Origin of the sequence: Pseudomonas sp. P42 (assembly GCF_017973755.1) — a bacterium.
GTDB classification, from domain to species: domain Bacteria; phylum Pseudomonadota; class Gammaproteobacteria; order Pseudomonadales; family Pseudomonadaceae; genus Aquipseudomonas; species Aquipseudomonas iridis.
This window is the reverse complement of sequence record NZ_JACOPU010000002.1, coordinates 457,579-477,701: the sequence shown is the minus strand read 5'-3', so window position 1 is coordinate 477,701 and position 20,123 is coordinate 457,579. Positions and strand designations below refer to the sequence as shown.

19 protein-coding genes and 2 pseudogenes are annotated in these 20,123 nt (G+C 57.9%); 8 read left to right on the top strand and 13 right to left on the bottom strand.

Annotation, left to right across the window (positions count from 1 at the left end; translation table 11 throughout):
- Positions 1-138 precede the first annotated feature (138 nt).
- Positions 139-624 carry a GNAT family N-acetyltransferase gene (locus H8B20_RS07080; RefSeq protein ID WP_042560576.1) on the top strand — a complete coding sequence of 162 codons (486 nt, stop codon included), beginning with the start codon at positions 139-141 and terminating at the stop codon, positions 622-624.
- A 19-nt stretch (positions 625-643) separates the two neighbouring features.
- On the top strand, positions 644-1,249 hold the full coding sequence (locus H8B20_RS07075; RefSeq protein WP_210622719.1) for a pyridoxamine 5'-phosphate oxidase family protein: 606 nt from the start codon (positions 644-646) through the stop codon (positions 1,247-1,249).
- A gap of 112 nt (positions 1,250-1,361) precedes the next feature.
- On the opposite strand, the gene H8B20_RS07070 is transcribed toward H8B20_RS07075, so the two are convergent.
- The 3 genes from H8B20_RS07070 to H8B20_RS07060 all read right to left on the bottom strand — a co-directional run bounded on the left by H8B20_RS07070 (position 1,362) and on the right by H8B20_RS07060 (position 3,392).
- Positions 1,362-1,850, bottom strand: coding sequence for a GNAT family N-acetyltransferase (locus tag H8B20_RS07070; RefSeq protein WP_210622718.1), 489 nt, complete (start codon positions 1,848-1,850; stop codon positions 1,362-1,364).
- 325 nt (positions 1,851-2,175) lie between these two features.
- The gene (locus H8B20_RS07065; RefSeq protein ID WP_047299591.1) at positions 2,176-2,661 is read right to left on the bottom strand and encodes a GyrI-like domain-containing protein; all 486 of its coding nucleotides are present in this window, start codon (positions 2,659-2,661) and stop codon (positions 2,176-2,178) included.
- Positions 2,662-2,729: 68 nt separating this feature from the next.
- Entirely contained in the window at positions 2,730-3,392 is a 663-nt protein-coding gene (locus tag H8B20_RS07060) for a LysE family translocator (RefSeq protein ID WP_042560580.1), read from the bottom strand.
- A gap of 138 nt (positions 3,393-3,530) precedes the next feature.
- On the opposite strand from H8B20_RS07060, the gene alaC reads away from it, so the two are divergent.
- Positions 3,531-4,748, top strand: coding sequence for an alanine transaminase (gene alaC / locus H8B20_RS07055; protein WP_210622717.1), 1,218 nt, complete (start codon positions 3,531-3,533; stop codon positions 4,746-4,748).
- Between the two features lie 176 nt (positions 4,749-4,924).
- On the opposite strand, the gene H8B20_RS07050 is transcribed toward alaC, so the two are convergent.
- Positions 4,925-6,277: a GntT/GntP/DsdX family permease gene (locus tag H8B20_RS07050; RefSeq protein ID WP_210622716.1), complete on the bottom strand. Its 1,353-nt coding sequence runs from the start codon at positions 6,275-6,277 to the stop codon at positions 4,925-4,927.
- An 82-nt stretch (positions 6,278-6,359) separates the two neighbouring features.
- Entirely contained in the window at positions 6,360-6,893 is a 534-nt protein-coding gene (locus H8B20_RS07045; protein WP_042560583.1) for a gluconokinase, read from the bottom strand.
- A gap of 216 nt (positions 6,894-7,109) precedes the next feature.
- Here H8B20_RS07045 and gntR point away from each other — a divergent pair, with 216 nt between their 5' ends.
- Positions 7,110-8,141: an HTH-type transcriptional regulator GntR gene (gene gntR, locus H8B20_RS07040; RefSeq protein ID WP_210622715.1), complete on the top strand. Its 1,032-nt coding sequence runs from the start codon at positions 7,110-7,112 to the stop codon at positions 8,139-8,141.
- A 251-nt stretch (positions 8,142-8,392) separates the two neighbouring features.
- Here gntR and H8B20_RS07035 read toward each other — a convergent pair whose 3' ends face one another.
- On the bottom strand, positions 8,393-9,265 hold the full coding sequence (locus H8B20_RS07035; protein WP_210622714.1) for a LysR family transcriptional regulator: 873 nt from the start codon (positions 9,263-9,265) through the stop codon (positions 8,393-8,395).
- A gap of 122 nt (positions 9,266-9,387) precedes the next feature.
- Here H8B20_RS07035 and H8B20_RS07030 point away from each other — a divergent pair, with 122 nt between their 5' ends.
- The gene (locus tag H8B20_RS07030; RefSeq protein WP_042560586.1) at positions 9,388-9,828 is read left to right on the top strand and encodes a PACE efflux transporter; all 441 of its coding nucleotides are present in this window, start codon (positions 9,388-9,390) and stop codon (positions 9,826-9,828) included.
- Between the two features lie 174 nt (positions 9,829-10,002).
- On the opposite strand, the pseudogene H8B20_RS28240 reads toward H8B20_RS07030, so the two are convergent.
- Positions 10,003-10,431 (bottom strand): annotated as a pseudogene (locus H8B20_RS28240) (methyl-accepting chemotaxis protein); the annotation flags it as partial.
- A 114-nt stretch (positions 10,432-10,545) separates the two neighbouring features.
- Positions 10,546-11,322 (bottom strand): annotated as a pseudogene (locus H8B20_RS28235) (PAS domain-containing protein); the annotation flags it as partial.
- Between the two features lie 754 nt (positions 11,323-12,076).
- Here H8B20_RS28235 and H8B20_RS07020 point away from each other — a divergent pair.
- Positions 12,077-12,487 carry a GNAT family N-acetyltransferase gene (locus H8B20_RS07020; protein ID WP_210622712.1) on the top strand — a complete coding sequence of 137 codons (411 nt, stop codon included), beginning with the start codon at positions 12,077-12,079 and terminating at the stop codon, positions 12,485-12,487.
- A gap of 125 nt (positions 12,488-12,612) precedes the next feature.
- Here H8B20_RS07020 and def read toward each other — a convergent pair whose 3' ends face one another.
- The 3 genes from def to H8B20_RS07005 form a co-directional block, all read right to left on the bottom strand.
- Positions 12,613-13,152 carry a peptide deformylase gene (gene def / locus H8B20_RS07015; RefSeq protein WP_042560589.1) on the bottom strand — a complete coding sequence of 180 codons (540 nt, stop codon included), beginning with the start codon at positions 13,150-13,152 and terminating at the stop codon, positions 12,613-12,615.
- Entirely contained in the window at positions 13,149-14,105 is a 957-nt protein-coding gene (locus tag H8B20_RS07010; protein WP_200612258.1) for a YihY/virulence factor BrkB family protein, read from the bottom strand. The genes def and H8B20_RS07010 overlap by 4 nt, the downstream gene beginning before the upstream one ends.
- 164 nt (positions 14,106-14,269) lie before the next feature.
- Positions 14,270-14,461 carry a CsbD family protein gene (locus tag H8B20_RS07005; RefSeq protein WP_042560591.1) on the bottom strand — a complete coding sequence of 64 codons (192 nt, stop codon included), beginning with the start codon at positions 14,459-14,461 and terminating at the stop codon, positions 14,270-14,272.
- A 195-nt stretch (positions 14,462-14,656) separates the two neighbouring features.
- On the opposite strand from H8B20_RS07005, the gene H8B20_RS07000 reads away from it, so the two are divergent.
- Complete coding sequence (locus H8B20_RS07000) at positions 14,657-15,034, top strand: hypothetical protein (protein WP_042560592.1); 378 nt, start codon at positions 14,657-14,659, stop codon at positions 15,032-15,034.
- Positions 15,035-15,204: 170 nt separating this feature from the next.
- On the opposite strand, the gene fadD1 is transcribed toward H8B20_RS07000, so the two are convergent.
- Both fadD1 and fadD2 read right to left on the bottom strand, forming a co-directional pair.
- On the bottom strand, positions 15,205-16,902 hold the full coding sequence (gene fadD1 / locus H8B20_RS06995; protein WP_042560593.1) for a long-chain-fatty-acid--CoA ligase FadD1: 1,698 nt from the start codon (positions 16,900-16,902) through the stop codon (positions 15,205-15,207).
- 348 nt (positions 16,903-17,250) lie between these two features.
- The gene (fadD2, locus tag H8B20_RS06990; RefSeq protein WP_210622711.1) at positions 17,251-18,939 is read right to left on the bottom strand and encodes a long-chain-fatty-acid--CoA ligase; all 1,689 of its coding nucleotides are present in this window, start codon (positions 18,937-18,939) and stop codon (positions 17,251-17,253) included.
- Positions 18,940-19,138: 199 nt separating this feature from the next.
- Here fadD2 and H8B20_RS06985 point away from each other — a divergent pair, with 199 nt between their 5' ends.
- Positions 19,139-20,083, top strand: a complete 945-nt coding sequence (locus H8B20_RS06985) for an alpha/beta hydrolase (protein ID WP_210622710.1) — start codon at positions 19,139-19,141, stop codon at positions 20,081-20,083.
- Positions 20,084-20,123 lie beyond the last annotated feature (40 nt).

Sequence of the window (20,123 nt, the reverse complement as noted above, 5' to 3'; positions counted from 1 at the left end):
GTTCTCCGTGATTTTTGTTGGAAAGACACCCTTAGTCGTTCGGCGCATCGGTCGATCGACAACTGAAACAAAAAAATTCCGCAGGAAGCAAAGTCGCTAGAATCCGAGGCTCATCTTTGTAGGAAAAAGGAAATTCCCGTGTCAGCCCAACTCGTGCCGTACGACAGCCTGAACGCCCAGCAGCGTGAGCAAGTCGAGGCGATTGAAATCCATCCCGAACAAATCAAGTTCTCCGGCGACATCCACGGCGCCCTGCACACCTTGCTGTCGAAACCCGGCCCTGGCGTGAAGGGTTTTGCACTGCTGGCCGATGAGGTGCCGGTGGCGTTCCTGCTGCTCAAGCGTCCGCCGGTGTTACCGGCATGGGCCGATGAACACAGCGCCACGCTGCATGCGTTGCAGGTCGATCGCCGGGCGCAGGGCAAGGGTTACGGCAAGGCGTGTCTGCATGCGCTGCCCGAGGTTGCCCGCCAGGCATGGCCGGAGATCAAGGGGCTGGAACTGTCGGTGGACGCCGACAACGAGGCTGCCATCGCGCTGTACGCCAAACACGGCTACGTCGACAGCGGCGAAGCGTACAAGGGCCGAATCGGTTACGAGCGGCGCATGGGTCTGTTTTTTTAAGTCATCGAGGGGATGCACGATGATCGATTCAATCGAAGCACTGGAAGCTATTTACGGATTGCCGCACGAACGTGCGGTGCGCAAGCAGATCACTTTTCTCAACGAAGACTATCAGGCGATGGTGCGTGTCTCGCCGCTGGTAATCGTCAGCTCGGTGGGTGCCGATGGTCTCGACAATTCGCCGCGCGGTGATGCCCCGGGGTTTGTGCGGATCGTCGATGAACGCACGCTGGCCCTGCCGGACCGCCCGGGCAACAACCGCATCGATACCTTGCGCAATGTGCTGCACGATCCACGGGTGTCGCTGTTGTTCATCATTCCGGGGATTGGCGAGACGTTGCGGGTCAACGGCACGGCGTTGATCAGTGATGAACCGGCGTTGCTGGAGAGTTTTGCGGTGAACGGCAAACCGGCGAAAACGGTGTTGCTGGTGACGGTGGAAGCGGCATTTTTCCATTGTTCGAAAGCGTTTGTGCGCTCGGACGCGTGGAACCTTGAAACGCATCTGCCGCGCTCGGCACTGCCCACGGCTGGCGCCTTTCATAAACGCCTGAACGATGGGCAATTCGACGCCGACACGTACGACCGCGAAGCGCCGATCAGGGTCCGCGATAGCCTTTACTGACGCACCACGCCCCTCCATGTAGGAGCTGCCGAAGGCTGCGATCTTTTGATCCTGTTTTTTACAAGCAAGATCAACAGATCGCAGCCTTCGGCAGCTCCTACAGGGGAAGTATTTACAGGGTCAGAATCATCTCGTGCCACGCCATCCCGCCGTGATCCGATTCCGACGGTTTGATGTAGGCAAAGCCGAACCCGGCATACAGCGGGATGTGCTGTTCCTTGCACATCAAATGAATCGTCGCTTTATCCATCCCGCGCATGCGCTCGATGAACTCGGCCAGCAAGCGCTTAGCCAGCCCCTGCCCCTGGTAATCAGGGTGTACCACCACCGACATGATCACCACGTTCGGCCCCGCCGGATCATGCCCGATCAGTTCCTTGAACGCCTCGTCCGACATCTGCACATCGAATGCCGCGCCCGCGTTGACGAACCCGGCGACCTCGCCATCGACCTCGGCAACGATGAAGCCTTCCGGCCAGGTCGCAATGCGCGTGGCGATCTTCTCGCGGGTGGCGGCTTCATCGCCTTCGTAGGCAACGGTTTCGATGGCGTAGCAGCGATCCAGGTCAGTGGCGGTGACGTTGCGGATAACGGTGTTCATGGCAGCTCTGAAATCAGCGGGAAAAGTGCGCAGAGCATAAAGGAATAAGGAGTGCATATCGATCCGCGCGGGCGGCGTAAAGCCTGCGTATAAGCGCTTTTCTTGCGCCTCGCGGGCGGCTATTTCTGTGGCGTGTCTCTGATTACCCTTGGGGGAAACCGTTTATGAGCAGCGTAGAAATCGGCCTGTTGATGGTGTTGGGCATCAGTACGTTCGGCTTTATAACCCTGGGCATCGACCTGTTGCGGGCGCGACGTGTGGGCAAGGGCAAGCGCGGCTGAAAACGTTGACTGGACGGATCGCTGATCCGTCCAGTCAACGTGCGTCAGGCCTTGAGCGGCAACCAGATTTCCAGCGTGCCGGTATGCAATTTGGGGTTGAAATCCTCACTGTAGCGTTCGAACTCCGGCGCATCGGCGGCTTCGCGTCCGGACTGCGGCAGCCAGGTTTTCCAGATGTACTGGAAGGTCTCTGGCAACTGATCCAGTGAACCTTTGTGCTCGAACACCGCGTAATCCTGCGGTTGCACCTCGATCCAACGGTACTGTTCCGGCAGGTCATCGAGTTTGCTGATCTCGACCCCGGCGATGTATTCGAAACCACCCTTGCCGTCCGCATTGCAGCAGACGCCGAATGTCACTTCGTTCTTTTGCCCGGGAATCTTGCCCAGATGCGGGATGAATTTTTCCCACAGCTCGGGGATGCCATCGGTGGTGTCCTGAGTAAATCGTCCGCCAAGCCCTGCTATCAGCAGGAATTGTCCATGTTCGAAGCGAGGTTCTGCCACTTCGACGCGTGTTTGCTCATCCATGACTCGACTCCTGGAACGAAAAAAGTGGGTTCGGCTGGGAGTATAGAAGCCAAACCCGATTCGCAACATCAGAGCGTATGCAGGGCCTCGGCCGCACCTGACCCGACAAACTCGTTGTAGCCAGATACGATCACGTAAACCGCGAAATAGCAGAAGATCGCTGCAGATGCCATATAGGAGTAGCGCAGCAGCTTATCGCCCAGGAGCTTGCCACCATGGCTTGCGGCGAAGCACAAACCGGCCGACCACAACAGCCCGGCGCACAGAAACCCACCGAGAAACAACGCCGAACTCAAAGGTCCGCCCCCGCCCGAGCGGGCGATCAACGTGCCGCCTACCGCAGCGAACCAGAGAATCGCGCTCGGCGAGGACATGGCGAGGAAGATCCCCCGCAAGAACTCCTTGCGATGGGAGTTCTGCCCTACCTCAGCCGTCTCGGCCAGCAGCGCCTCGTGATGGATTGCCGAATAGATCATCTTCGCCGCAAAGTAGATCAGCAGCGCCGAACCGCCGATCCACAGCACCCAGCGCACGGTTTCGTATTGCAGCAACACGGTCATCCCGGCGAGTGCCAGCACCGCGTAAATCAGATCGCCGACACAGGTGCCGAGGCCCAGCGCGAAGCCCTGGAAATAACCGCGCTGCATGGCCAGCGTGATCATTGCGATGTTGGCCACGCCGATATCCAGGCACAGCGAGAGGCTCAGCAAAAAGCCGCTGGTGAATTCCATCAACCGATTTCCTTGGAAAAATTTGTTTACGCGCAGGCTGGACAGTCTGCCATCACAGCCCTTATCTTCGCCAACAGGTCACCGCAGTGACCAGCGTCGCTCGGACGGTTCCGGGCGCTTACGTTATCCGAGGCAACAATGGCTGAACAAGGTTCGCCGCGCCGCTTTGCGCGCATAGATCGACTCCCCCCTTACGTTTTCAACATCACCGCCGAGCTGAAGATGGCCGCGCGGCGTCGTGGTGAAGACATCATCGACTTGAGCATGGGCAACCCCGACGGGGCCACGCCGCCGCACATTGTCGAAAAACTCGTGCAAGTCGCCCAGCGTGACGACACCCACGGTTATTCCACGTCCAAGGGCATTCCGCGTCTGCGTCGGGCGATTTCCAATTGGTACAAGCAACGCTACGAGGTCGATATCGACCCGGAAAGCGAAGCCATTGTCACCATCGGTTCCAAGGAAGGCCTGGCGCATCTGATGCTGGCGACCCTGGATCAGGGCGACACTGTACTGGTGCCAAACCCCAGCTACCCGATTCACATCTACGGCGCGGTAATTGCCGGCGCTCAGGTGCGTTCTGTACCGCTGGTGCCGGGCGTGGACTTCTTCGACGAACTGGAACGGGCGATTCGCGGCTCGATCCCGAAGCCGAAGATGATGATCCTCGGCTTCCCGTCGAACCCGACTGCGCAGTGCGTGGAACTGGATTTCTTCGAACGGGTGATCGCCCTCGCCAAGCAATACGATGTGCTGGTCATCCACGACCTGGCTTACGCCGACATCGTCTACGACGGCTGGAAAGCCCCGTCGATCATGCAAGTGCCGGGCGCCAAAGACATCGCGGTGGAGTTTTTCACCCTGTCCAAAAGCTACAACATGGCCGGTTGGCGCATCGGTTTCATGGTCGGTAATCCAGAACTGGTCAACGCCTTGGCGCGGATCAAGAGCTATCACGACTACGGCACTTTCACCCCGCTGCAAGTCGCCGCGATTGCTGCGCTGGAAGGCGATCAGCAGTGTGTGAAAGACATCGCCGAGCAGTATCGCCAGCGCCGTAATGTGCTGGTCAAAGGCCTGCATGAACTGGGCTGGATGGTCGAAAACCCGAAGGCTTCGATGTACGTCTGGGCGAAAATCCCTGAGGCTTATGCGCATCTGGGTTCGCTGGAATTCGCCAAGAAACTGCTGTCCGAGGCCAAGGTTTGCGTCTCGCCGGGGGTGGGGTTTGGTGAGTATGGCGACGATCACGTGCGCTTCGCACTGATCGAAAACCAGGACCGCATTCGCCAGGCTGTACGCGGCATTCGCGGGATGTTCCGGGCGGATGGGTTAGCCCCGAAATCCAGCATCTGACACCTTACCTGTGGGAGCGAGCCTGCTCGCGAAAGCGTCGAGTCAGCTGAAATCCATATCGACTGACACATCGCATTCGCGAGCAGGCTCGCTCCCACATTGGTTTGTCTGTGTCACGAATCATCCCCCACAAAAAAACCGCATCGCTGCGGTTTTTTTGTGAGTGGCGTTTGCTGTTAAACGAACATCGACAACAGCAGGATAAAGCCCAACGCGACCACCGAGAGGATGGTTTCCATCGCCGTCCAGGTCTTGAACGTCTCGGCCACGGTCATGTTGAAGTACTGCTTCACCAGCCAGAAACCGGCGTCGTTGACGTGGGACAGGATCAACGAACCGGCACCGGTGGCCAGCACCAGCAGTTCACGGTTGACGCCCGGAACCATCCCGACCACCGGCACCACGATGCCCGCGCCAGTGATGGTCGCAACAGTTGCCGAACCGGTGGCAATACGGATCACCGCCGCCACCAGCCATGCCAGCAGGATCGGCGAGATCTGTGCGCTGACCGCCATGTGGCCGATCACATCGCCCACGCCGCTGGTGACCAGCATCTGCTTGAAGCCACCGCCGGCACCGATGATCAGGATGATCGCGGCGGTTGGCGCCAGGCTCGCATCCAGCCACTTGAGGATCTGGTTGGAACCGATGCCCTGCTTGTAGCCAAAGGTGTACAGCGACAGCAGCAATGCCAGCAGCAGTGCCGAGATCGGGTGACCGATCATGTCCATCCAGGTGCGGAAGAAGTTACCGTCCGGCAACGCCACGTCAGCGAAGGTTTTCAGCAGCATCAGGAACACCGGCAGCAGCACGGTGATCAGGGTGATGCTGAAGCTCGGCAGGACAGCGGTATCGTTTTCGCGGGCCAGTTGATCGACCAGTTCCTGATTCGGGTGACCCGGAATGTGCTTGGCGATGAACGTACCGAAGATCGGCCCGGCAATGATTGCAGTCGGCAGCGCAACGATCAGACCGTAGAGAATGGTCTTGCCGATGTCAGCGCCGAACACGCCGATGGCCAGCAGCGGGCCCGGGTGCGGTGGCACCAGACCGTGCACGGCGGACAGGCCGGCGAGCAACGGGATACCGATCTTGATGATCGACACGCCCGTGCGGCGGGCAACGATGAACACCAGCGGAATCAGCAGCACGAAGCCGATTTCGAAGAACAACGGAATGCCCACCAGGAACGCGGCGAACATCATTGCCCACTGGACTTTGTCCTTGCCGAACGCGCGAATCAGGGTCTGGGCAATCTGATCTGCCCCGCCCGACTCGGCCATCATTTTGCCGAGCATGGTGCCCAGCGCGAGGATGATGCCGACGAAACCGAGCACGCCACCAAAGCCGTCCTGGAACGCTTTGATGATGGTGCCGATCGGCATGCCGGACGTCAGGCCGAGGAATGCGGCGGCGATGGTCAGGGCAATGAAAGGGTGAATCTTGAACTTGGTGATCAGGACGATAAGTCCGATCACCGTGACCACTGCATCAAGCAGCAGGTAGGCGTCGTGGGACATGCCAAACATTGGGGGTGTCTCCTGGTTTGTTGTTGTTATTAAAGCGGGTTAATCAGAAGTCGTAAGGACAGCGCTGTCTGCATGAACACACTCATACCGCCTGTTTCAGGCCATTGGCCTGCCACCAGACGTGAGCTTGCTCTGCCAGTTCTTCGACGCTGTGGATCGAAGCGTTCAACGCCAGGGTCAACGGCTCGCCTTTGGGCGATTCGAGGGTGGCGAACTGGCTTTCGATCAGCGTGGCCGGCATGAAGTGGCCCGGACGATGGGACACACGCTCGGCGGCAACTTCAGGGGTCAATTCAAGGAACACGAAGCCCAGGCCCGGCAGGGCACTGCGCAAAACTTCACGATAACTGTGTTTGAGGGCCGAGCAGGTCAGCACCGGGCGCTGGCCCGTGGCGTCAACGCGACGCAGCTCCTCGCACAGGCTGTCGAGCCAGCCGGCACGGTCGTCGTCGTTCAGGGGGATCCCCGCGCTCATCTTTTCGATGTTCGCGGCCGGATGGAAAGTATCGCCTTCAATGGCAGTGGCGCCGCTCAATTGGCACAGGGCCTCGCTGACGCACGTCTTGCCGCAACCGGCAACGCCCATGATGACCAGGGCGGTGATGGGATGATTCATGAAACACCTCAGCGCGCAGACAGCGCTACCTTTGCAAGCTATGACTCTAGTGCACAGATAGAAGTTGCCGACGCCTTCTTGTCGTTTTTTTGGGTTGCAGCAGGTTTGTTCCCAACACCAAAAAGCGAAGATCAGGCAGGACCTCGCTTACGCATTTGCAGCTGCATCAGGACAGCGCTACCTTAGTGCCTTGATTTTTGTTTGGCAAGCCGCCCGATGACCACTCCTAAAAACGATAAAAATACCCGCACCACCGGCCGTCCCACCCTTAATGAAGTTGCTCGCCTTGCCGGCGTCAGCCCGATTACCGCTTCCCGAGCCTTGCGCGGGGTCAGCACCGTGGCCACCGAGCTGGTGGACAAAGTCCGCAAGGCCGCCCTCGAACTCAACTACGTGGTCAACCCTGCCGCCCGTGCCCTGGCCTCGGCGCAGAGCCATTCGGTGGTGGTTTTGGTGCCGTCACTGTCCAACCTGTTGTTCATCGATACGCTGGAAGCCATTCATCGGGTTTTGACGCCCAAGGGCTTTGAAGTGCTGATCGGTAACTTCCACTACTCCCGTGATGAAGAAGAAAACCTGCTGCGCAACTACATGGCCTATCAGCCGCGCGGGTTTCTGCTGACCGGGTTTGATCGCACCGAAAGTTCGCGGCGGATGATCGAGGCCAGCAACATTCCCTGCGTGTACATGATGGAACTGGACAGCGCCGCCGGAGTGAATTGCGTCGGCTTCTCCCAGCTCAGCGCCGGCGAAACGGCGGCTGAGCATTTGCTCTCGCGAGGGCGCAAACGTCTGGCTTACATCGGTGCGCAACTTGATCAGCGCACGTTGCTGCGTGGCGAAGGTTTTCGCAAAGCGTTACAGAAGGCAGGGCGTTATGACCCGGATCTGGAAGTGCTGACGCCTCGCGCTTCGTCAGTGGGATTGGGTGGCGAGTTGTTTTTGCAATTGCTCGCGGCGCACCCGGATGTCGATGCGATCTTCTTCGGTAACGATGACCTGGCACAGGGCGCATTGCTGGAGGCGCTGCGCCACGGCATCAAAATCCCTGAGCAAGTGGCGATTCTGGGCTTCAACGACTTGCCGATGTCCGAGCACATGGTGCCGCGCCTGAGCAGCATCAACACACCGCGTGAGGCGATTGGCCGGCGCGCGGCGGAGCAGATGCTGACGTTGATGGCCGGGAACAAGGTGGCGCGGCCGGTGGAAGACATGGGCTTCGAACTGAAGGTCCGCGAAAGCACATAACCCCTGAAATTCCTGTGGGAGCTGGCTTGCCAGCGATGGCGTCCGGTCAGTCGATACATTTTTGGCTGATACACCGCTATCGCTGGCAAGCCAGCTCCCACAGGTTTTGTGGTGTTCACAAAATTCAAGGTTGAATTACAATCCCGGTGGGAGCGAGCCTGCTCGCGAAAGCGTCGTGTCAGATAAGCAATTGACGACTGACACGGCGCTTTCGCGAGCAGGCTCGCTCCCACATTGGATCTCCACCGTCTCTAGTGACTGAGCAGGTCAACGAGGGCCAATGCGCCTTTCTGTAGCGGCTGGCTCTTGAGCCAAACCGCGTGCACCGGCAGCACCAGGCCATTTTCAATGTTGCGAAAATTCAGCCGTTTCAAACGCCCGGCATCCAGTCGCGACTGCACCACCGACAGCGGGAAATTGCCCCAGCCCAATCCCGCCTCGACCATCTCCATCGCTGTTTCCAGCGTATCGGTGCGCCAGTGAGATTCAGCCACCAATGGCCGCGTCTCACTGATCGGCAAGTCACGACTGGCGACGAAGATTTGCCGTACGTGCACCAGGTCTTCCAGAAACAGATCCTGACCCTGCAATAGCGGACTGTCCGCCGCCAGCGTAGCGATCATCCGTTCGCTGCCGACAAACTGAAAGCGCTCCAGCACGTTCATGCTCAACCCGGCGAACGCCAGACACACACTAACGCGGCCGCTGTGCAGCATCGCCAGCACATCATCCTGCGGCGCCGTCAGTACTTCGATGTCGAGCAGCGGATGGCGCTCGGCAATAGCCTTGATCGCCGCCAGCAAACGCCGACGGTCGATGTCCGCAGCCACGCCGATCGACAACTTGCTCTCCAGCCCCAATGACAACTCCACCGCGTGTACTTGCAGTTGCTTGAGCTGCCCGGCGATCAGCCGGGCATGAGGGACCAGTGAAAGCGCCATTGCCGTCGGTTGCGGTTCACGATGGCTGCGATCAAACAGCGAATAACCCAGTTCGGCCTCAAGGTTGCCGATGCCCATGCTCACGGCCGATGGGACTTTGCCCAATGCGCGGGCGGCGGCGGAAAACGAGCCGCGCTCAATCACCGCAAGGAACAGTTCGATGCTGTCGCTGTTGAAATTCAATGGATCAACCTATCAATAGAATTGAAAGCTTCTGACTTTTTCTGTCAACCCTATTGAAGCTATCTTTCGCCGTCTCCGCCAGTCCCACTGGCCAACAAATCGCAAGAAAGAGGCAAATCTGCATGCAAGGCGTCAAACGCAAACTGGTCTATGTGTCGCTCTACGAAGTGATCGGCATGACCTTTTCCGCCCTTGGTCTGGCGCTGTTGTCGGGCACCTCGCCGGGCAGCACCGGGCCGTTGGCGGTGATCATCACGACCATCGCCGTCACCTGGAATTTCATCTATACCTCGATGTTCGAGCACTGGGAAAGTCGTCAGCAATCACGCACCCGCACCGTAAAACGACGCATCGCCCACGCAATCGGTTTTCAACTAACGTTGATCGTGTTCCTGATTCCGTTGATCGCGTGGTGGATGAATATCAGCCTGGTGCAGGCTTTCCTGCTGGATCTGGCGCTGATCATCTTCATCCCTTGCTACACGTTTGCCTTCAACTGGCTGTTTGATCGGGTGTTTGGTCTGCCTGCTTCGGCGTTGCCGGATTCTGCGGCGGCGACATAAATCGTCAGCCACTGCAGTGACGTCAAGGACAGGCGACAAGTTTCTTGCTGCACTTTGACCTCAAGGCAGCATGAAACATGATGTAGGAGCTGCGGCACGCTGCGATCTTTTGATCTTGAATTTAAAGATCAAAAGATCGCAGCGTGCCGCAGCTCCTACAGTATTTATGCGGTGCTAGTTCAGTTGCAGGGTCTCATTGAACTGGCTGATCGCATCTACCACATGCCGCGAGCCTTGCTGGATTTCCAGAATCACCTCGCCCGCCTCGTTCGCCAACTCAACCCCAAGCCCGGTGCGGCTCAAACTCGATTGCATGCTCGATACCGCGCTTAGCGACAGATCATGGTTCTTGCGCACCACCTCGACAATCTCCAGCGTCGCCTGACTGGTGCGGGCAGCAAGACTGCGCACCTCATCCGCGACCACCGCAAAACCCCGCCCGTGTTCGCCGGCCCGCGCCGCTTCGATGGCCGCGTTGAGCGCCAGCAAATTGGTTTGATCGGCAATTCCGCGAATGGTCTGGACGATAGTGCCGATGATGTCCGACTGCTTGCTGACCGCATCGATGCTGACCGCCGCTTCGTTGAGATCGCGGGAAATATCCTGAATGATCTGCACCGTTTGCTGCACGACCTGTGAGCCTTTTTGCGCGCAGGCGTCGTTTTGTACCGAAGTGCTGTGGGCCGATTCCGCGGCGTTCTGCAACGTGGTCATCTGATGGGTGATGTCGCTGGCGAACTTGACCACTTTGTACAAGCGACCCTTGGCGTCGAACAACGGGTTATACGAAGCTTCGAGGTAAACCATCTGCCCGGACTTGTTCTTGCGCTCGAAGCGATGGGAGTGATATTCGCCGCGATTGAGCGAAGCCCAGAATGCCTTGTATTGCACCGACTCGGCTTCGGCCCGATGGCAGAACATGCTGTGGTGGTGGCCGACGACTTCGCTGAGCGTGTACTGCGTGGTCTTCAGGAAGTTTTCGTTGGCGGTAATCACATTGCCCTCCGGCGTAAACTCGATCACCGCCATCGAGCGACCAATCGCCGCCAGCATGCTTTCCTCTTCATGTTCCTTATTGATCCGCGCGGTAATGTCCGACGCCACTTTGATCACACTTTTTACTTGTTTGTCCTGGCCATAGACCGGCATGTAACTGGCTTCGAGCCAGACCTCCTTGCCGCTCTTGTTCAAACGCAGGAACGTCCCGCTGATCGGCTCGCCCCGGGCCAGGTCGCGCCATAACTTCGCGTACTCCTCGCTGCGATAAAACGCTTCTTCGCAAAAGATCCGGTGATGTTTGCCGCGCACTTCTTCGGCGCCATAACCCATGGTCTTGCAGAAGTTTTCATTGGCATCCAGAACGATGCCATCGGGGCTGAACTCGATCATCGCCATCGAACGGCTGATCGCTGCCAACTTGGCATTGGCTTCAGTCAAGGCACAGCTGAAGCGCTCGATTTCCTTCAGGTCAGCCTTGTGATGTAGGTTGAACATGGTTGTATCACCTTCCGCGCGTTCTTTTGATTTGATGAAAGTTCAGGTCTTTCAGAATCCACCACTACGTTCCACAGAACAGGCACACGCATTCCTCCACGGGAGGAAGTTGTCAGGTGATAAATGATGATTAATCGGAGCGTCCATGCAGCAACGCTCTAATCAAGACATCCTTCTCTTGATAGCCCGGTTGAGGGCCAGCCCTAACGTTTTGAAGAAAGTCCATTTAGATAACGCTCCTTGTTGGTTCAGTGTCGGTGCCTCGGGTTGCGCACTCTGGCAGCATGAATCACGAACTAACCCTATGCACTCGGCATGCCTGGCACGACGGTCGACATAGTTAGTTATGGGTCAGCATAGCCAGCGCAAAGCCTGATGCAAGGCCACTAGTCGGCCAGTATCTGGCATTTTTTGCACAAAAATCGGTTCAGCCAGAAACAAAAAAAGCCTCCAGGAGGCTTTTGTGCAATGGCAAGCGAGATATAGGCAAATTATTTCTGATAGAGGCAGGAGCCCGAGAACCGGACTGCCGAAGGGCGTGATCAGTGACCGAATACGTCTACTTTCTTGGCTTTTTTCTCCGCCCGCTTCTCAATCGCGGTCTTGGCCGGTTTCTTCTTCGCGGCTTTCTTTGAATCCATACCTTTGGACATGATGATGACTCCACTCACATGACTGTAGGCTCAGGTATACACCTATCCAGTGACGTACGTTCTTTTATAATCGCCGCCTCCTCCACCGCCAGTCCGATCCCATGCCCGACACCCAGTACAGCCTGCTCGACGAATCGTTATGGCCCTTGATGAACAAGTTCTACCGCCGCCACCAATCTTCGATGAAAGCCGTGCGCGAGGCGCAGCTGTGGGTGGCGCGACGTGGCGACATTGTTGCGGCGCTATGCCTGCGGCCGGTGGCGGGTGGGCATTGGTTGACGGGGTTGTTTGTTGATCCGCAATGCCGTGAGCAGGGAGTTGCTGCGCAGTTGATCAGCATTGCGGTGAAGGATGTGACAGAGCCGGTGTGGCTGTTCTGCCATCCGGATTTGCGCGGGTTTTATGAGCGACGCGGGTTCAGTGTCGACCCCGCCCTGCCCCAGGCGATGGCGGAACGGTTGAGCCGGTATGCGCGGAGCAAAACGATGATTGCGATGGGGTTGAACCCTTGAAACTGATAAAACCAATGTGGGAGCGAGCCTGCTGGCGAAAGCGGTGCACCAGACCAGTTTCTGTCACTGATGCACCGCATTCGCGAGCAGGCTCGCTCCCACAGGGGATTATTTGTGGACTCGGTTTATTCGTCCGCTGCGGGATCAAGGTCGGGGAACATCACTTCGGTAAAACCGAACTTGCTGAAATCAGTAATCCGCGACGGGTACAACCGGCCGATCAAATGGTCGCATTCATGCTGCACCACCCGTGCATGAAAACCTGAAGCGACCCGCACAATCGGCTCGCCCTTCGGATCAAACCCTTCGTAGCGAATCAGCTGAAAGCGATCCACCGCCCCCCGCAAACCGGGCACTGACAGGCAGCCTTCAAAACCTTCTTCCGTCAACGTATTGAGCGGCGTGATCAGCGGATTGATCAGGATGGTTTGCGGTACCGCTTCGGCGTCCGGGTAACGTTCGCTGTGCTCGAAACCGAAGATCACCAGTTGCAGATCGACACCGACCTGCGGCGCGGCCAGGCCGACGCCGCCGACGCTTTCCATGGTCTGGAACATGTCGTCGATCAGTTGCCACAGCTCAGGGCTGTCGAACATTTCGGGCGGAACCGGGGGGGCGATACGCAGCAGGCGCTCGTCGCCCATTTTAAGAATTTCACGAATCATGATCTGGCTTCGTCAGTGTCCGGCTTGATCGAGTGATCGCGACCCAGGCCCGAGACGTGTTGTTTGGGAGTTTCATCGAGTTCGCCGGGGACTTTCTCGCCCGCGTCCTTGCCTTCGCTCGACATGTGCTCGATCACCGCATTCATCTCCGCGCCGAGCAGCAGCACCGCAGCGGAAATGTAGAAGTACAGCAAGAGCACAATGATCGCCCCGATGCTGCCATACATCGCGTTGTAGTTGGCGAAGGTTTTTACGTAAAACGCAAAGCCCAACGAGGCAATGATCCACACCACCACGGCCAATACCGAACCCGGCGTGATGAAGCGAAATTCCTGTTTGACGTCCGGCATCACGTAGTAGATCAGTGCCACGGCGACCATCATCAGAATCACGATGACCGGCCAGCGCGCGATGGTCCACAGGGTGACGATGAATTCCTCAAGCCCCACCTGCGCGGCGATCCAGCCCATCACCTGCGGCCCGAGCACCATCAGCGCCGCCGCCACCAGCAACATGCCGGCAATGCCGACGGTGTAGACGATCGACAACGGGAAGCGCTTCCAGACAGGTCTGCCTTCGACAACGTCATAAGCGGCGTTCATTGCGCTCATCATCAGGCGCACACCGGCAGACGCGGTGTACAAGGCAATGACGATACCCACCGAGAGCAAGCCGCCCTTGGACTGCTGCAACTGATCAATCACCGGGTTGACCTGCTCCAGCGCTTGTGGCGGCAGCACCAGCTCCGACTGCAGGCGCAGCCAAGAGAAGAAGTCCGGCAGGTGCAGGAAACCGATCAGGGCAATCAGAAACAGGATGAACGGGAACAGCGAGAACAGCATCTGGTAGGCCAGTGCCGAGGCGTAGGTCGACATCTCGTCGTCGATGAATTCAGTGACCGTGCGCACCATCACCCGGTGCAGGGGCAGACCTTTCATGTCCGGAAAAATCATTCGCGTCTCCTTTCGCCGCAATACAGGTTGAAGTCGTGGCGACTCAGGGGCCGTTTTTTACATCACGGTAGCCTGTTTGGCGACCCTTGCAGGATAACCGCAGTCTTTTGACACAAAAACGGCCATCCTTGGATGGCCGCTCGTGTCCTACGTTCAAGGCCGGATTACGCCTTGTCGACAGTGTTCTTCACTGCGTCTTTGGCTTTGCCAACAGCTTGCTGGGCTTCGCCTTTCTTCTCTTGGATTTTGCCTTCGACCTGCATTTTGTCATTGTCGGTAGCTTTACCGATGCCTTGCTTGACGTTGCCGACTGCTTCGTTGGCCATGCCTTTTACTTTATCGCCTGTGCTACTCATGGTGTTTCTCCTTGGTGCAGTTAGGGGAAAGTCATTACGTAATCATTGACAGGCCGCTTTTGCGCCAAGTTTCATTTATTTTTAGCGGCTCATTTCGTCGCGGCGTGCAGGTTGGGCTTTATGTTTGCTCGCCCAGCCCCGAGAATGCGCACCTATGGGCGCCGTGCGCCAGAGAACCGATCCCGCAGGAATGTTATGAAACTCGATAAAAAGCTGGCCATTGCCCGTAGAAACCAGGAACTGGGCGGTGCCGTGCTCGGCGTCAACAACTGCCACTTCGCCGAACTGAACCGTAACCGCAACATCTGGTGGTTCGACCTGCCGGTGGCGCGTCTGGCCGTCGGTCAGTACGAGTGGATTCACCTGCTGATGCACACACCGGCTACCGACGAACTGCTGCACCTGAAAGTGCCGACCGTATTTCTGCGTGAGAAGCTCGAAGGGCTGGTGATTCGTAACGAAGGCAAGCGCAAGGCTGCGTTGAGCCTGGAATTGAGTGCGGACAAGGATTCGTATCTGCAGGACATGCGTCCGACGGGGACTAACGTGAATTTCGCGCCGTTTCGTCAGTAACAGAAAAAGCCAAAGCTTCGCGAGCAGGCTCGCTACCACATTCAACCGCGCTCCGTCAGTTGAAATACGGTCAAAAGTGGGAGCGAGCCTGCTCGCGAAGACGCCATCACAGGCAACGCACATCTACAGTCTGCACCAACAAAAAGCCCCGCATCTGCGGGGCTTTTTGTTTACGCGGCGTTTTTCGCCTTGATCTTCTTCAGCTCTTCGTCGCGCAGTTCGCGGCGCAGGATCTTGCCGACGTTGGTGGTCGGCAGCGCATCGCGGAACTCCACCGAGCGCGGCACCTTGTAACCGGTGACGTTGGCGCGCATGTGCTCCATCACCTGTTCTTTGGTCAGCGTCACGCCTGGTTTGGCGACGATGAAAATCTTGATCGCCTCGCCCGACTTCTCATCCGGCACGCCGATGGCTGCACACTGCAACACGCCCGGCAGGGTTGCCAGCACGTCTTCCAGCTCGTTCGGGTACACGTTGAAACCGGAGACCAGAATCATGTCTTTCTTGCGATCGACAATACGCATGTAGCCATCCGGCTGTATCAGCGCGATGTCACCGGTTTTCAGCCAGCCGTCACTGTCGAGCATTTCATCGGTGGCGTCCTGACGCTGCCAGTAACCTTTCATCACCTGCGGGCCCTTGACGCACAGCTCGCCGATTTCACCCAGCGGCTGCTCGACACCGGCATCGTCGATGACCTTGCACAGGGTCGATGGCACCGGAATGCCGATGGTGCCGATCTGGATGTGCTGGATCGGGTTGACCGTGGCCACCGGGCTGGTTTCGGTCATGCCGTAACCTTCGCAGATCGCACAACCGGTGACCGCTTTCCAGCGTTCGGCAGCGGCCAGTTGCAGGGCCATGCCGCCGGACAGGGTGACTTTCAACGCCGAGAAATCCAGCTTGCGGAAACCTTCGTTGTTGCACAGCGCCACGAACAGCGTGTTCAGGCCGACGAAACCGCTGAACTTCCACTTCGACAGTTCCTTGACCATCGCCGGCAAGTCGCGCGGGTTGCTGATCAGGATGTTGTGGTTGCCGATCAGCATCATCGCCATGCAATGAAAGGTGAACGCGTAGATGTGGTACAGCGGCAGCGGCGTGATCAGGATCTCGCAACCTTCGTTAAGATTGGAACCCATCAGCGCCTTGCATTGCAGCATGTTAGCGACGAGGTTGCGGTGGGTCAGCATCGCGCCTTTGGCCACGCCGGTGGTGCCGCCGGTGTATTGCAGCACCGCCACATCACCGCTGTGCGGGTTGGCTTCAGCCACAGGCTGACCCTGGCCCTTGCTCAGCACGTCGTTGAACTTGACGGCTTTTGGCAAGTGATAAGCCGGGACCATTTTCTTCACGTACTTGATGACGCTGTTGATCAGCAAGCGCTTGATCGGCGGCAGCAGATCGGCGACTTCGGTGACGATGACGTGTTTGACGCCGGTTTTCGGCACCACGGCTTCGGCCAGGTGCGCCATGTTTGCCAGGCACACCAGCGCTTTGGCACCGGAGTCGTTGAATTGGTGTTCCATTTCCCGCGTGGTGTACAGCGGGTTGGTGTTGACCACGATCAGCCCGGCGCGGATGGCACCGAAAACGGCCACCGGGTATTGCAGAACGTTGGGCAGTTGCACGGCGATTCGATCACCGGGCTGCAAATCGGTATGCTGTTGCAGATACGCGGCAAACGCGCCGGACAATTCATACAATTCACCGTAGGTGATTGTCTTGCCCAGGTTGCTGAAAGCCGGTTTGTCGGCGAAGCGTTGGCAGGATTGCTTCAACACTGCCTGAATGTTCGGATACTCGTCTGGATTGATGTCGGCAGCAATTCCAGCCGGGTATTTATCCTTCCAAAAGTCTTCGATCATGGAAGCCCACTCCTCAGCAACGCGAATTCTTCACCGCATTTGATGCGATTATTATTGGTGTGTGTTTTGTATTGGTGAATCTGGCTTGTATATAGGCCGAGAAGTCACAAAGCGCGCCGAGAGTAGCAGCTTTGCCGAGGGTCGACTAGAGCCAAAAGCGGCCCCTACAGTCACATTGATGACTCAAGACTTTCTAGCAGTCATTTTAGAGCAAAAATCCTAGAACACCCCTAAAGCCCCTGAATTTTGGGCCTTGAAAGCAAAAGATCGCAGCCTTCGGCAGCTCCTACAGGAAACGCATTCCCATGCAAGAGCTGCCGAAGGCTGCGATCTTTGCGCTTTTGCCCTTTATGCGATATCGCGCAACTCACGCCGCAGAATCTTCCCGACCGGCGTCATCGGCAACGACTCACGCAACACAATGTGCTTGGGCACTTTGTACGCTGTGAAATTCTCCTTGCAATAAGCCTTCAGCTCTTCAAGGCTGACCCCGCTTTCCCGCGCCACCACGAACAATTTCACCGCCTCGCCAGAACGCTCGTCCGGCACACCGATCACCGCGCAGTTGGCGACTTTCGGGTGGGCCATGACCACGTCCTCAATCTCATTCGGATACACGTTGAAACCGGAAACGATGATCATGTCTTTCTTGCGATCCACAATGCGCACGAACCCGTCCGTATCGATGACCGCGATGTCGCCGGATTTGAACCAGCCCTCAGCATCCAGCACTTCGGCGGTGGCTTCGGGTTTGTTCCAATAGCCTTTCATGATCTGCGGGCCTTTGATGCACAACTCGCCACGCTCGCCCATGGGCTGCTCGACGCCGTCATCGTTGATCACTTTCAACAGCGTGCCCGGCACTGGCAAACCGACTGTGCCCAGACGCGACTGGTCGCCGTACGGGTTGGTGCAGGCCACCGGCGAGGTTTCGGTCAAGCCGTAACCTTCGGTGATGCGGCAACCGGTGATCTGCTCCCAACGTTCGGCCGTCGCCTTCACCAGCGCCGTGCCACCGGAGTTGGTCAGTTTCAGTGTGGAGAAATCCAGGGTCTTGAAATCCGGATGCTCCATCAATGCGACAAACAGGGTGTTGAGGCCCAGCAGCGCCGAAAACTTCCAGTTCTTCAACTCCTTGATGAACCCGCCAATGTCCCGTGGATTGGTGATCAGTACGTTGTGGTTGCCGGAAACCATCATGCACATGCAGTTCGCGGTGAAGGCATAGATGTGGTACAGCGGCAGCGGCGCGATCATCACTTCCTGGCCTTCGCGCAGCAGCGGCTGACCATCCGGGCCGAGTTGCGCAAGGCAGGCGCGCACTTGCTGCATGTTCGCCACCAGATTGCCGTGGGTGAGCATTGCCCCCTTGGCAAGGCCTGTGGTGCCGCCGGTGTATTGCAACACGGCGATATCGTCGAGGCCGGCCTTCAGCGGCTTGATGCCCAGACCGCGGCCCATGCGCAGCGCGCTTTTGAAGGAGATCGCCTGCGGCAGTGAATACGCCGGGACCATCTTCTTCACTTTGCTGACCACAGTGTTGACCAGCCAGCCTTTGGCGGTGGGCATCAGGTCGCCCATCTTCGCTTCGATCAGGTATTGAATGTCGGTGTCGGGGAGCACTTCCTGGACTTTCTGGCCGAACATGTTCAGGTAGACCAACGCTCGCGCGCCGGAATCCTTGAATTGGTGGCGCATCTCCCGCGCGGTATACAGCGGGTTGGTGTTGACCACGATCAGCCCGGCACGCAACGCACCGAACACGGCAATCGGGTAATGCAGGACGTTGGGCATCTGCACCGCGATGCGATCCCCCGGCACCAGATCGGTATGCGCCTGCAGGTAACCGGCGAAGGCTGCGCTCTGGCGCTCAAGCTCGGCGTAGGTCAAGGTCACGCCCATGTTGCTGAACGCCGGGCGATCCGCGAACTTCTTGCAGGAACGCTCGAACACCTCGATCACCGACTTGAACTCCCCCATGTCGATGTCCAGCGGCACGCCGGCGGGGCGTTTGTCATTCCAGAAATCAGGTTGCATTGTTCTTGTCCTCTTTACCTGAGCCGATCCGGGCCGCTTTCTGTCATTTCTGAAAAAGCGGAGCTTCACGGACACTAGCAGTTATGGCCATTCAGGCAAATATGGGCGTGGTCCTCATTGATCGTGTGAATCTTCGTGCCGTGGCGTGGGCTGATCAGACGCGCTATACAATGTGCCGACTCTGAGCAAAGGAATCGCCATGACCCACGACACCTTATGGCTGGACGCGAGTGACCGCAGCCGCCTGTACGTCAATCGCTGGCTGCCGCCCGGGCCACTCAAAGCGGTGATCCTGCTGGCCCACGGCATGGCGGAACACAGCACTCGATATGCCCGATTAGCCGACACGTTTTGCGACAAAGGTTACGGCGTGTATGCCCCGGATCTTCGCGGCCATGGTAAAACCGCCGATAACGGCACCCTCGGACATTTCGCCGATGACGACGGCTGGTGCAAAGTCGTCGGTGATCTGGCCAGTCTCAACCAACACATCGGCCAGCAGCATCCCGGCGTGCCGATCATCCTGCTCGGCCACAGCATGGGCAGTTACCTCGCCCAGGGTTATCTGCTGCATCACAGCGCCAGTCTGCACGGGGCAATTCTCAGTGGCTCGAATTTTCAACCAGTGGCGCTCTATGGTGCGGCGCGGCAAATCGCCCGTCTGGAGAAGCTGCGCCAGGGCGGCAAGGGACGCAGCGCGCTGATCGAGTGGCTGTCGTTCGGCTCGTTCAATAAAAAATTCAAACCGGTGCGCACACCTTTCGACTGGCTGAGCCGCGATCCGGCTGAAGTCGACAAGTACACCAGCGACCCACTGTGTGGTTTTCGCTGCACCAATCAGCTGTGGATCGACTTGCTCGGCGGCTTGCAGCAAATCAGCAAAGCGTCCAATCTCGCCCAGATCGCTCCGGGCCTGCCGCTGCTGGTAATCGGTGGTGAATGTGATCCGGTGAGCGATGGCAAACGTCTGAAAGATCTGGCTGATGCATTGCGCTCGGCCGGCAGCCAGAACCTGCAACTGAAGATCTACCCGCAGGCGCGGCACGAATTGTTTAACGAAACCAATCGCGACGAAGTGATCGCCGATGTGCTGGCCTGGATCGACCAGACCCTGAGCCATCCACGCCCTCAGCGCAGCGAATAAATTTTTGTGGATTGATCCAATCCATCACAGGAATCGAGAC

Coding starts and splice junctions, on each gene's coding strand:
- H8B20_RS07005 (WP_042560591.1), bottom strand. CDS start 14,461: ATGAGTAGCACAGGCGATAAAGTAAAAGGCATGGCCAACGAAGCAGTC.
- H8B20_RS07010 (WP_200612258.1), bottom strand. CDS start 14,105: ATGATTTTTCCGGACATGAAAGGTCTGCCCCTGCACCGGGTGATGGTG.
- H8B20_RS07070 (WP_210622718.1), bottom strand. CDS start 1,850: ATGAACACCGTTATCCGCAACGTCACCGCCACTGACCTGGATCGCTGC.
- alaC (WP_210622717.1), top strand. CDS start 3,531: ATGGCTGAACAAGGTTCGCCGCGCCGCTTTGCGCGCATAGATCGACTC.
- H8B20_RS07060 (WP_042560580.1), bottom strand. CDS start 3,392: ATGGAATTCACCAGCGGCTTTTTGCTGAGCCTCTCGCTGTGCCTGGAT.
- fadD1 (WP_042560593.1), bottom strand. CDS start 16,902: ATGATCGAAGACTTTTGGAAGGATAAATACCCGGCTGGAATTGCTGCC.
- H8B20_RS07065 (WP_047299591.1), bottom strand. CDS start 2,661: ATGGATGAGCAAACACGCGTCGAAGTGGCAGAACCTCGCTTCGAACAT.
- def (WP_042560589.1), bottom strand. CDS start 13,152: ATGATTCGTGAAATTCTTAAAATGGGCGACGAGCGCCTGCTGCGTATC.
- fadD2 (WP_210622711.1), bottom strand. CDS start 18,939: ATGCAACCTGATTTCTGGAATGACAAACGCCCCGCCGGCGTGCCGCTG.
- H8B20_RS07075 (WP_210622719.1), top strand. CDS start 644: ATGATCGATTCAATCGAAGCACTGGAAGCTATTTACGGATTGCCGCAC.
- H8B20_RS07045 (WP_042560583.1), bottom strand. CDS start 6,893: ATGAATCATCCCATCACCGCCCTGGTCATCATGGGCGTTGCCGGTTGC.
- H8B20_RS07000 (WP_042560592.1), top strand. CDS start 14,657: ATGAAACTCGATAAAAAGCTGGCCATTGCCCGTAGAAACCAGGAACTG.
- H8B20_RS07050 (WP_210622716.1), bottom strand. CDS start 6,277: ATGTTTGGCATGTCCCACGACGCCTACCTGCTGCTTGATGCAGTGGTC.
- gntR (WP_210622715.1), top strand. CDS start 7,110: ATGACCACTCCTAAAAACGATAAAAATACCCGCACCACCGGCCGTCCC.
- H8B20_RS06985 (WP_210622710.1), top strand. CDS start 19,139: ATGACCCACGACACCTTATGGCTGGACGCGAGTGACCGCAGCCGCCTG.
- H8B20_RS07030 (WP_042560586.1), top strand. CDS start 9,388: ATGCAAGGCGTCAAACGCAAACTGGTCTATGTGTCGCTCTACGAAGTG.
- H8B20_RS07020 (WP_210622712.1), top strand. CDS start 12,077: ATGCCCGACACCCAGTACAGCCTGCTCGACGAATCGTTATGGCCCTTG.